Below are 10946 nucleotides of genomic sequence, written 5' to 3'. Positions count from 1 at the left end.
TTTGATCTTGGCCACGGGCGATGTGGCTGGCTCGCAGAGAGTCGCCTGGATCAATCCGCCGCGGACTATTCGTGGCATATGCTTCAACCGACTGCTGACAACGAAATTGATTTGCCCCTATACTACCCGACGAAGACGAATCCTTAGAGGTGCCAAGGCAGATATTACGGCCTGGTCCCCCTCGTAGACAAGTCGATTCGCTGTGCGCCTTTGCTCAGCGCACATGAAAAGCACAATATTGTTTGACACCTTCCAGCCATGGAGGTCGATCTATGTCATCGGCAGTTTCCGACGATAGTGCCGCATCCCTGGAAGTACCAATCCTCATCGGCGGCCAGCTCGAAAAGTCGACGAGCAATCGCCGTGGCAACGTTTTCAATCCCTCGACGGGTCGTGTGCAAGGGGTGGTCCCATTCTGTACGGCCGAGGAGATCGATCGCGCCGTACGCGCAGCGCACGAGGCTCTGCCCAGCTGGAGCGATACCCCTGTCGTAGAGCGGGCTCGCGTCATGTTCCGATTCCGCGAGCAATTGCAGGCCCATAGCGAGGAACTGGCAGCGCTCGTGACGCGCGAGCACGGCAAGACAATCTCGGAAGCCCGCGCCGAATTGCAGCGTGGCATCGAGATGGTGGAGTTTGCCTGCGGCATTCCCAGCCTGCTGATGGGGCAATCGCTCGAGAATCTGGCGCCGAGCGTCGATTGCCAGACCAGCCGCCATCCGCTGGGCGTGTGCGTCGGCATCACGCCCTTCAATTTCCCCTCGATGGTCCCATTGTGGATGTTCCCGGTTGCCCTCATGTGCGGCAATGCTTTCGTCCTGAAGCCGTCGGAAAAAGTTCCGCTCTCGGCCATGAAGCTCGGCGAATTGCTCGTCGCAGCTGGCTTGCCCGCCGGCGTGTTCAATATTGTGCATGGCGACAAGACGGCCGTCGACGCCCTGCTGACGCACCCGCTGGTCCGCGCCGTGTCATTTGTCGGTTCGACGAACATCGCCAAATACGTCTACACGACGGGCACCGCGCATGGCAAGCGCGTGCAAGCCGCTGGCGGCGCGAAGAATCATCTGATCATCATGCCCGACGCCGACCTGGGGCAAACTGTCAAAGCTCTCCAGACATCGGCTTTTGGCTGCGCCGGCGAGCGCTGTATGGCGGGCAGCATCGCGGTACCGGTGGGCCGCATCGCCGATGATGTGGTCGAGGAACTCTGCCGTGTGGGAAAGCAGATGAAGGTCGGACCCACGGATCACGGCGCGGATGTCGATATGGGGCCGCTCGTGACCAGCGACCACCGCGATCGCGTGGCAACGTTTCTTGACGTAGCGCGCGGCGAAGGAGCCGAAGTGGCGCTCGACGGACGTTCGTTCGATCTGCCCCACGAAGGCTTCCTGCTTGGACCAAGCGTCGTGGATCACGTGCAGCCGACGATGCGATTGGCCCGCGAGGAAATCTTCGGCCCCGTGTTGTCGGTCGTGCGGGCGTCGAACCTCGACGAGGCGCTGGCCGTAGGGCGCGACTGCGAATACGGTAACGGCGCCAGCATCTTCACGCAAAGCGGCTGGGCGGCGCGCGAGTTTCAGCGGCACTTTAATGCCGGCATGATTGGCGTAAACGTCGGCGTGCCGGCTCCGATGGCCTGGTTTCCGTTTAGCGGTTGGAACAAATCATTCTTCGGCGACCTGCATATGCAAGGTGTCGAAGGCGTGATGTTTTATACTCAACAGAAATTGACGATGACCCGTTGGTTTCGATCGGCCTCGGATTCACCTGCCGACCCAATTTGGAAGGCGAGCGCCGGCGGCGCCAAATAATACGGGCGCGATCTGCAGTGCGAGCGGAGCCAAGCCCACGTCTATCCTATTCGCAAACTCATGACCAAAAGGCTGTGAAAGTGATGGCAGAGCGACGTGCGTTCTCGTGCGGGTTGTTGATCGCAAGCATTGTCGGCATCGTTCCTACGGCATGGGCCGACGTGCCCGTGCGAATGGAATTGCGTCATCCGCAACCGTACCAGGTGGTGCAGCGCGAGGGCTTCGACCCGCCCCACGCCCACGAGCACGAACCCGGCGGTCCGGCGCTCGGCTTTGCCAACGTGCATTTCGAGGCTCTGCTGCCGCTGGCGACATATGCCGGAAACGACAAGCCGGTGTTCGAGTATCGCGTTATTGCCTTGCCGGGGGCGTTTGGTGCGAGCACTGATTGGGCCATGATCCAAGGGGACGTCCAGGACCGCACTTGGTCGGCAACCGGGCGCGTGGCGGCCGGGGGATGGTATAGGCTTGAACTTCGCGCACGACGTGCCGAGCAGGTTGTTGCGAGCGGAAACGTCGAGCCGTTCGGCGTGGGGGAAGTGTTTGTCATCGCCGGCCAGTCGTATGCCGTAGGCGCGAACGACGAGATCACCAAGGTCGAAGATCCTCACGGCCGAGTCGTCGCTTTCGACGCGGTAAAGAAAACGTGGCAAGTGGCCAATGATCCACAACCCAATGCGGGCGACGGCGGCACGATCTGGCCGACGACCGGCAACCTGCTGCTACCGCTGTTGCGCGTGCCGGTTGGCTTCGTAAATGTTGCCGTCGGTGGTACGTCCACCAGGCAATGGCTGCCGGGCGAGGAGCTGTACAACCGCCTGGCAGCGGCGGGGAGTGCCATCAGTCGCTTCCGCGCCGTGCTCTGGCAGCAGGGAGAGTCGGACGTCATCGAGCATCGTGACACCAATTACTACGTAAAGAACCTGGTGACCATTCGCGAGGCACTGGCGAAACAATGGGGCTTCGATCCGCCTTGGCTGTTGGCCAAATCGACCTTGCACCCCACGGTTTACAAAGACCCAGCCGGCGAGGGTCGCATCCGCGCCGCGATCGGCCAGCTGTGGACCATGCCAGGCTTCCGTCCTGGGCCCGATACCGACATTCTCGATGGCGACAATCGGGGCGGCCTGGGAACGCGCCGGCACTTTTCTGGAATTGGCCAGCGCCGGGCGGGACTGATGTGGTTTGCCGCGCTTTGGCAGGAATTGAATCGGGCCGAGTCCGCTACGCGGTAATCCGGTTTTCCAGAAAACTGCGGACACGCGCCGATTACTTCCTCTTCTCTAGTAGCGTGACGGTGACATTATTAGGCTCGCCGGCGGTCAGGTCGGCATGGCCGTAGCCTTGATCGCCTGCCACCTTCAGCTGCACTTTCTCGTCACTTACCACGAACGTGCTGCCTTGCTGAGGGGGCAAGTTTTTGACGAGCGCAACCCCTTCGGCGTCGGTCATCGCGCTATACAACTTGTCTGCCTTGAGGGCGGTCTTGATATCGTCCGGGTTTTTAAGCACCGCGAGGGTCCCGTATAGGGGATGGCAATAAATCTGGCTTCCACCTCCCCACCAGCCGACATTAGGCCAGAAGCTGCAGGTGGCGCTTTGCACCGGCTGCCGATCGGGATCGAGCACGCGCACCAGGCAGTCGGCCGTGGGCGTCATCTTGAGCGTGATCTCGTGCTGTTCGTCCGCGATCGGGAAAACCTGCGGACGGTTGAACGCCGAGACCTGTTGCCGCTCGTGATCGGCGGCAAACTCTGGCGGCTCGCCCGACTCGGCCATGAAACCGTCGCACAGAGCGATGACTTGCAAATCGCCGTGTGGCATCGCTTCCAAGGTGAAGGAACCATCCGGGCCGATTAATGCGCTCTCACGCCAATCGAGCGTGTTCCGCCCATCACCGTTGGCTCGGGCGTTGACTTCGGCAACGACGCGCCCGTTTTGCACCGGGCGCGGCACCGAATCGTCTATGTGCCCGTTGATGCGGCACGCTTTCCTCATTTCCAGGCGCACCTTGTACCGCTCGCCATCGGCCAACTCGAGTTGCCGGACGCCGCTGAACATGACCGGCCCGTCGTCTGGTACATAGAGCAGCCGCAGCAATTCCGAACCGGCCGGCAGCCGCGGCAACTCGCGCCATCCATGTTGGCCAGCCTGGCCACTGACAGGAGAGCCGTGAGACCAGTGCGAGGCACTGCTCCACAGCGCATGAACATGTGTCACATCCAGCGGCTCATCGCCGGCATAGGCGGCGATCGAGACCCTGGCGCCCGGATGCAACGTGATGACGGCCTCGTTCGGCAATTCCGCGTCGACCACGGCTACGTCGTTATAAACCGTTTCGGCGAAGTCAGGATGTTCGACGCGGCAGGTAAGAGCCTTGGGCTTGGTTTCCCGTTCCTTGTCGATGAAACGAGGAAAGGGAATCGTCACTTCGCCTGCGGCGTCAGTCGTCAACTTCGGCGGTTCGCTCCCTCCCCACCCCTCAACGGTCCAGGCACCATGACCACGTTCGGAACGAATCGCCCAGGGAACCACGATCGCCCCGACGACGGACTTGCCGAACGTGTCGATCACGCGCACAACCTTTTTGAGCGGCACCTCAGCGGCAGTCGATGGTTCATCAGCGCGCGCCGCTGTTAGCGACAGCGCCAACATATTGATGGCCATCAGCATGGCCAAGTCAAGGCAGCCGTGTCGACTCCGCAGGCATGCACTCACCATAACGATGCCCCCGTGCGTGTTTACGTTTACAACGTTCCGCAGTCCGCGACGACAATTTTGGCCGAGGTCTCTCCTGAGCGGGAGCCGAGCTTTTCGACCTTTTTCACGATGTCCATTCCTTCGACGACGCTCCCGAAGACCACATGTTTGCCGTCGAGCCATGGCGTCGGCACCGTACACAGGAAGAATTGCGACCCGTTGGTGTTGGGACCCGCGTTGGCCATGCTCAGGACGCCCGGCCCGCTGTGCTTGAGCTTGAAATTCTCGTCAGCGAATTTTTCGCCGTAGATCGACTTACCGCCGGTGCCGTTACCACGGGTAAAGTCACCCGCCTGGCACATGAAGTCGGGGATGACGCGATGGAATGGGCTCCCTTTGTAGCCGAAGCCTTTTTCGTTGGTGCAAAGAGCGCGAAAATTCTCGGCCGTCTTGGGCACGACGTCGGCGCGCAGCTCGATCACGATCCTGCCCAGCGGCTTGCCGTCGGCTGTGATGTCGAGAAAGCAGCGGGGGAGTTTCGATTCGCCGGCATCAGGAACCATGATCATCTCCAAAAGGTCTGTAGTGGCGTGCGTCTAGGTTTCGCGCACTAGTACAAGCGTGCGTGCAGCGGTCGACGGGGCCAAACCTCGCCGTATCCGCGATTGTATTGGCATTTTACCCGAATGGGGGCGGACGCAAACCCCGCCGCGACGTCTGCCGAATCTTGCCTTTGGGGGCCGCGCGGGACTTACCCAACGGGGCAAATCACGGCGAAATTGCGGAATTCCATCGACGCGCATCAGACCGTCGCGATACGGGGCGGCCAGATCGTGCCGCGCGGCTGGCGGCTGACATAAAACCACAGGCCAATCCCGCCCGCTAGCACCAGCAGACTGATATTTTGGGAGATGCTCAGGCCCGTGCCGAAGACCGGCCCCTCGTCGGTGCGAATGATTTCCAGCATAAAGCGGCTGAGCGGGTGCAGCGTCAGTGTAAGCGCGGTCACTTCGCCGTCGCACCGACGGTAGGGATAGTAGGCAATCAGGAATGCGCACAGCAGGAACGCATCGATCGCACTATAGAGTTGCGTTGGGTGAACCGGTCGACTGCGCAGGTCGGTGCCCGGAACGGCGCTCAAGCGGTAAACACCGCGCTTGGTGGTCAACTCGAGCGGTTTGCCGGCTAGAAAGGCTTCGCCCAATTCCTGCTGAGCTTCCGAGAGCGTGGGGACTTCGTGGCGATTAATCGTCTCGATGCGGTCGCCTACCTTCAGCCCAACGCTGGCCATCGGCACGCCGGACATCACCTCGCCGATCACAGGATGATGTTCTTTATCCGCCACGACCATTATGCCGTAGACCTGGCCGAGCCGAATCTGTTGCTCATGGGGGCCGCTATCTTTCGGGAAGGAGACGGCCCAAGGAAGATCACACGGCCCACCAAAGCAACAACCGTTCAGAAAGCAGCCGATACGCCCGAATGCCAGCCCGATCGCCACGCTGGGCGCGATCAAATCAGCGAGCGCTAGTCCGGGTACGTCATACCAGTAGATGAAGGCCAGCAATGCGCCCCCTCCTACAACCAGCATGCCGTAAACGACCAGGCCCCCTTCGTTGATGCTGACCGCGGCGGCCAAGGCCTGGCCAAGCGATTTGCCGGCGATCAACTTGTCCCAATATTCGATCAGATAAAACAAGCGCGCCCCGACGATGCCACTAACGAACAACCAGAAGGCCAGCGACATGATCAACTCGGGCTCGATTCCCATCCGTCGCGCGCGATACACGGCCATACCCACGCCCGAGACCACGGCCACCAATAGCATCATCCCATAGCCGCGGATCGGCAGCCCTGCGGGCTCGGAAATAGCCGGCAACAAGTAGGCGATCACGACTCCCAACAACAGCAGCACAGGTAGATAGCCGCGCGTATCGGCGTTGAGCCCTTGCCGGCGAATGAGCCATGCCAACAAAAGTACGCTGCCTATACCCCAAACGGCCAAGAGTAGTCCGAATCCGAACACGGGATAACCTGCAACTTCGGTCGGAATGTAAAAGAGGGTGGAAAGCATAAGTATGAGTCGTCGGTAATCAGTCGGTGTATTGCTGGTCTAGGTTTGCTATCTGCCGTTCGTCGGCAATTGTCACTGCCACAGCGGTTTCTGCCCAAGAAAACAGTTGTCGATCAGGCGGACGCTGCCAACCCGGGCCGCCACGAGCGCCACGGTGTGCGGCGTTACTTCGTCGACATCGTGGAGCGATTCACTGTCCGCCAGCGTCAGGTAGTCGATCATCGCGCCCGGCGCGTCGTCGAACATCTCGCGCATTTGATGCTTGATCACCGCAGCATCACGCTGACCCGACTCAAACAGTTCGCAAGCGTGCGCCAAACAACGGCTCAGCACGAGCGCTTTCTGCCGATCGTCCGGAGCCAAATAGGCATTGCGCGAGCTCATGGCCAATCCGTCGGGTTCGCGCACTGTGGGGCAGACGCGAATCTTGACCGGCACATCCAAATCGGCGACCAGCCGACGCACGACCAACGACTGCTGAAAATCTTTCTGGCCGAAAAACGCGACGTCAGGCGCGACCAGATTCAACAGCTTTAGAACCACCGTGGCCACGCCGCGAAAGTGGCCCGGTCGAATGGGTCCTTCCAACGGCTCGGTCACGCCCGCGACCTCGACGATCGTCGCATGACCCGGCCGGTAGATTTCTGTCGGCGATGGAACGAAAACAATTTCGACGCCGCGCGGCGCTAGTTGCGCCACATCGGCAGTTAGGTTGCGCGGATACCGCTCAAAATCTTCACCGGGGCCAAACTGCGTTGGATTGACAAAGATCGACGCGACGACCAGATCACACTCCTGGCGCGCGGCGTCAACCAGGCTCGTATGGCCGGCGTGCAACGCTCCCATCGTCGGCACGAACCCGATCGTGCGCCCTGCACGTCGAGCCGAAGCGATGGCGTCGCGTAATGCGGCGCCTGTCGGAATAATACGGCAGGTATCGCTGGCCGATGTTGCAGGAGTCGAGGTTCCTTGCGTCATGGAAATTTCACGATGGTCTCTGTCCGTTTTGTAACGTGATCTAGCGGACTTGTTCCCGATGCTCCGCAGCCATCACCAGCCGCGATCTAGGGCCTATGTCATGGCCTCGACCGCCGCTACGGCCTGTGCCAGGTTCTCCTCAGGCGACGCGTTCGTCAGGTGCAAAAGCGGCCCCACACCTGGCCGCTGTGCCAGGACAGCAAGTGCTCGCGCCCGCTGGTTGGCGTCCGCGAGATTTGTCGGCGGATCCAACAGGATCAACAACTTCGGGCGCATCGTCGTTGTGCGAGCGGCGGCGACGGCCAGGGCAAATTCTTGCTCGACTTGCCCGAGCCTCATCGACGAAGCGTCGCTGCACGGCTGTTCGATCCAAAAATCGCTGACGGCCAATCGCGATAGCTCGGCCCATTGATCCCTGTCCAGCAGCCGGCGATACGAGTCGAGCAATTCTATCGCCCGACCGCGGACCGGGCCAGTCGAGTCGGCGCCTGTTCCCGAGGCATATTCGACCGGAAAAGGGGCGCTGATCAAGCGGCCGTGACTTTGCGAGGCCAGATTCGCCGCCAATCGGATTCTGGCGGCGGCATCGAAGCCAGCGATTGCCACGTAGGGCACGGCATGGCGCAGATGATCGCGCAATGCGCGCAGCGTCCAACCAATCGTCGGATGGCGCATCCAGCCGGCAATTTCGGCCGCCGGCTCGATTACAAAGCGCCGAAAGGCCATTCGCGGATGCGGCACGGTCAAGTCGGGCGAGGTGAGCACCAGATCGTCGTACAGCAGCAAGTCCAAATCGACAGTCCGGGGGCCCCAGCGCACGTCGCGCACGCGTCCCAGCGACACTTCGATTTGCTTGAGGATCGATAGCACGGCGGGCGCAGCCAGCGATGTTTCCAGGAGGACGGCGCCGTTTAGATATTCAGGCTGCTCAGGCGGGCCGCCGACCGCCAGTGTGTCTTGCCAGCCGCTCTCGGCGCGTACCGTCACTCCTGGCGCAGCTGCGAGCTGGGCTACAGCCTGCAACAAGGTGCCGCGCCGATCGCCGATATTGGCCCCCAAGGCCACCAGACAGAGTGCCATGACAGAGAGTCGCCGCAAGGATTGGCCGCGGGCGAATTGAGATACGTTGCATGCGCGATCCGTGGGCGGACCGCCAGCACCATTGTACACGAATTGCGCCGCTGGGCCGTCGCGCGCATTACGAGCCGGGCCCAGAGAATCGATATTCAGCCAATCTGACGGTTCTCAACACCGCTTGGCGGTGGATGAGAAGCGGACTGCCATGGCCTTGATGCACCGCCGGGCCCGCGATTTGATACTGGCCGTGACATAAAAACGCTTGGGGGGAACCTCCGTGTAAGTGACCTTATAGTCACCGACAGTCGTTCCCTATGTCGTCGCTCCCCCAATCGCTTCAATCAATCGGTCGTTTGAGTCAATCACAGAGTAGTTGTCCGCATGTCCGGCCATCCTGACCAATGACACGACGGATTTTTTGCAGTCATCAACGGCACAAAGTCCGTCACTCAAGACAGTCCGCCACCAACACTGCTTACCCTAACTATCGCCCAGCCGCAGCACTGTATCCCAAGCAGTTCCACACGTCACCACGTAGGCTGCTAGCATTTTCGAGACGTGGATCACGTCAACGGCCACGCCAAGTGCACGGCACAGCATGTTACTCGAACTTGCGTCATTGTCGACTTCCGATGGAATCTTCTGGTCGACATGAACTCGTGCTGAACAGCAAGAGGATTGAGTGACAGGATGAACGTACGTCGCAAACTCTTGATCAACGCATCCGCACATTTTGCGAAGCGAACGACGATTGTCAAGAATCAAAATCCGAAGAGATACAACAAACAGCAAGTCACCATCTTTGCAAAAAAACTGCTTGCAATCTCGATATGGATTGACCCGCGCTGCACGTCTCGACGATTTGAGCGCGCGCGCCGCGCGAGATTGGCGAAAACGCAGCAGCGCAGCGGGCCTAATGCGCTCTGCTAGCGGAATCAAAATTTTTGCGACGCTTTTTACGATCGCGCAATTCGTCGGTCGCGGCGATGCTGCAGAGCCGGCAGACGAGCGCGCACCTCGGCGACTCGCGATAGGTCGATGTCGGCGAGAATCATTCCGCAGTCGTCGGCTGCGGTGCAGAGCACGGTGCCCCACGGATCAACGATCATCGATCGGCCGTAGCTTGTCAGTCCCGGCGCATGCTGGCCGAACTGATTCGGCGCGATCAGATAGGCCTGATTCTCGATAGCGCGCGCCCGCAGCAGCGTTTCCCAGTGATCGCGTCCGGTGGTCAAAGTAAATGCGGACGGAATACAGATGATTTGGCAGTCGAGGTCGACCATTTCGCGAAACATTTCGGGAAAACGCAGGTCGTAACAAACGGCCTGGCCAATCCGCCCGCAGGGCGTGCCCGTGACGCACAGGTCGTCCCCAGCCGTTAGCCAACTCGATTCGCGGCAACTGACCTGGCCGGGAATTTCCAGGTCGAAGAGATGTCGCTTGCGATATTGGGCCAGCACATTCCCGTCGGGCCCGATCAATAAGCTCGTATTGAACCCTTTGGCGGGATCGGCAGTGCGCTCGCAGAAGCTGCCTGCCACGAGCGTGATCGCCAGCCGGCGCGCCAGGCTGCACAAGGCCTCGCTCGTAGGGCCGGGGACCGACTCGGCCGCCGCCAGGATCTGCGACGCCCGCCCGTAACAGTTGAACATTTCAGGCAGAGCGACCAGTTGTGCACCGGCCGCGGCCGCCCGCTCGACCAGGGCCGTGGTTGCCAGCAGGTTGGCGGCTTTGTCCTCGCTACTTGAGGTTTGTATGGCGGCCGCCCGAAACGGGGAAATCATGGACGATGATCCTGCCAAAATGTAGGTCACGGGCGTAACTCGGCCGATTGTACAGGATCGTCGATTCATCGTAGGATACCGGCGGCAATTCGAGTCAGCTATCCACGTGATTTCGATCGGCCAGCAACCGGCACGTTCTTAGCCTGCGCACCGGGACGCGTTGCCTAGCGGCAGGTTTTGCCATGCCCTCTCAGCGGTCGGACGCTCAACCCGATGAATTCACCAAATCAAGCGAGCGGCAATGAGCGCACAAGCGCCAGCCCTGCGGGCGAGGCGCCGCGCATTTGGTGTCCCGGCGTCGGTACAGCCGCCGAGGCCGATGCCGCGCCGGATTATGAAACCTTGCGCCGCTTGCTCGGTGCCCATATATGCCGACGGATGGGCATCTACGAACTGCCGACGGGCTTTGTGCTTTCGGTGGTGATTCCCATTTACAACGAACTGCACACTATCGAAGAAGTGGTGCGCCGCGTGCGCGGCACCGGCCTGCCCGTCGAGATGGTGCTGGTCGACGATGGCAGC

At 60.7% G+C, this 10946-nt stretch carries 9 protein-coding genes; 3 read left to right on the top strand and 6 right to left on the bottom strand.

The annotated features are described in order from the left end of the window. Positions 1 to 272 precede the first annotated feature (272 nt). Entirely contained in the window at positions 273 to 1811 is a 1539-nt protein-coding gene (locus VGG64_20980; protein HEY1602091.1) for a CoA-acylating methylmalonate-semialdehyde dehydrogenase, read from the top strand. Positions 1812 to 1894: 83 nt separating this feature from the next. After that, entirely contained in the window at positions 1895 to 3046 is a 1152-nt protein-coding gene (locus tag VGG64_20975; GenBank protein HEY1602090.1) for a sialate O-acetylesterase, read from the top strand. 34 nt (positions 3047 to 3080) lie between these two features. Here the strand turns inward: VGG64_20975 and VGG64_20970 are convergent, their stop codons facing one another. The 6 genes from VGG64_20970 to VGG64_20945 all read right to left on the bottom strand — a co-directional run bounded on the left by VGG64_20970 (position 3081) and on the right by VGG64_20945 (position 10424). Further along, positions 3081 to 4478, bottom strand: a complete 1398-nt coding sequence (locus VGG64_20970; protein ID HEY1602089.1) for a hypothetical protein — start codon at positions 4476 to 4478, stop codon at positions 3081 to 3083. Positions 4479 to 4558: 80 nt separating this feature from the next. After that, on the bottom strand, positions 4559 to 5074 hold the full coding sequence (locus VGG64_20965; GenBank protein ID HEY1602088.1) for a peptidylprolyl isomerase: 516 nt from the start codon (positions 5072 to 5074) through the stop codon (positions 4559 to 4561). A gap of 239 nt (positions 5075 to 5313) precedes the next feature. Continuing rightward, complete coding sequence (locus VGG64_20960) at positions 5314 to 6585, bottom strand: prolipoprotein diacylglyceryl transferase family protein (GenBank protein HEY1602087.1); 1272 nt, start codon at positions 6583 to 6585, stop codon at positions 5314 to 5316. 72 nt (positions 6586 to 6657) lie between these two features. Beyond that, entirely contained in the window at positions 6658 to 7563 is a 906-nt protein-coding gene (gene panC, locus VGG64_20955; GenBank protein ID HEY1602086.1) for a pantoate--beta-alanine ligase, read from the bottom strand. Between the two features lie 93 nt (positions 7564 to 7656). Then, a complete protein-coding gene (gene folK, locus VGG64_20950; GenBank protein ID HEY1602085.1) occupies positions 7657 to 8643 on the bottom strand; it encodes a 2-amino-4-hydroxy-6-hydroxymethyldihydropteridine diphosphokinase in 987 nt (328 codons plus the stop codon). 953 nt (positions 8644 to 9596) lie between these two features. Then, positions 9597 to 10424: a carbon-nitrogen hydrolase family protein gene (locus tag VGG64_20945; GenBank protein HEY1602084.1), complete on the bottom strand. Its 828-nt coding sequence runs from the start codon at positions 10422 to 10424 to the stop codon at positions 9597 to 9599. Between the two features lie 213 nt (positions 10425 to 10637). Here VGG64_20945 and VGG64_20940 point away from each other — a divergent pair. Further along, positions 10638 to 10946, top strand: a 309-nt coding sequence (locus VGG64_20940) for a glycosyltransferase (protein HEY1602083.1), incomplete at its 3' end; no start/stop codon positions are given.

The sequence above is a fragment of the Pirellulales bacterium genome (genome assembly GCA_036490175.1).
Taxonomy (GTDB): domain Bacteria; phylum Planctomycetota; class Planctomycetia; order Pirellulales; family JACPPG01; genus JACPPG01.
The sequence above is the reverse complement of the archived record's forward strand: the minus strand, read 5'-3'. Positions and strand labels throughout refer to the sequence as shown.

What these genes read in the sequence shown, in the direction of transcription:
- VGG64_20975 (HEY1602090.1), top strand. Translation starts at nt 1,895, where the DNA reads ATGGCAGAGCGACGTGCGTTCTCGTGCGGGTTGTTGATCGCAAGCATT.
- VGG64_20960 (HEY1602087.1), bottom strand. Translation starts at nt 6,585, where the DNA reads ATGCTTTCCACCCTCTTTTACATTCCGACCGAAGTTGCAGGTTATCCC.
- VGG64_20970 (HEY1602089.1), bottom strand. Translation starts at nt 4,478, where the DNA reads ATGGCCATCAATATGTTGGCGCTGTCGCTAACAGCGGCGCGCGCTGAT.
- VGG64_20945 (HEY1602084.1), bottom strand. Translation starts at nt 10,424, where the DNA reads ATGATTTCCCCGTTTCGGGCGGCCGCCATACAAACCTCAAGTAGCGAG.
- VGG64_20980 (HEY1602091.1), top strand. Translation starts at nt 273, where the DNA reads ATGTCATCGGCAGTTTCCGACGATAGTGCCGCATCCCTGGAAGTACCA.
- folK (HEY1602085.1), bottom strand. Translation starts at nt 8,643, where the DNA reads ATGGCACTCTGTCTGGTGGCCTTGGGGGCCAATATCGGCGATCGGCGC.
- VGG64_20965 (HEY1602088.1), bottom strand. Translation starts at nt 5,074, where the DNA reads ATGGTTCCTGATGCCGGCGAATCGAAACTCCCCCGCTGCTTTCTCGAC.
- panC (HEY1602086.1), bottom strand. Translation starts at nt 7,563, where the DNA reads ATGACGCAAGGAACCTCGACTCCTGCAACATCGGCCAGCGATACCTGC.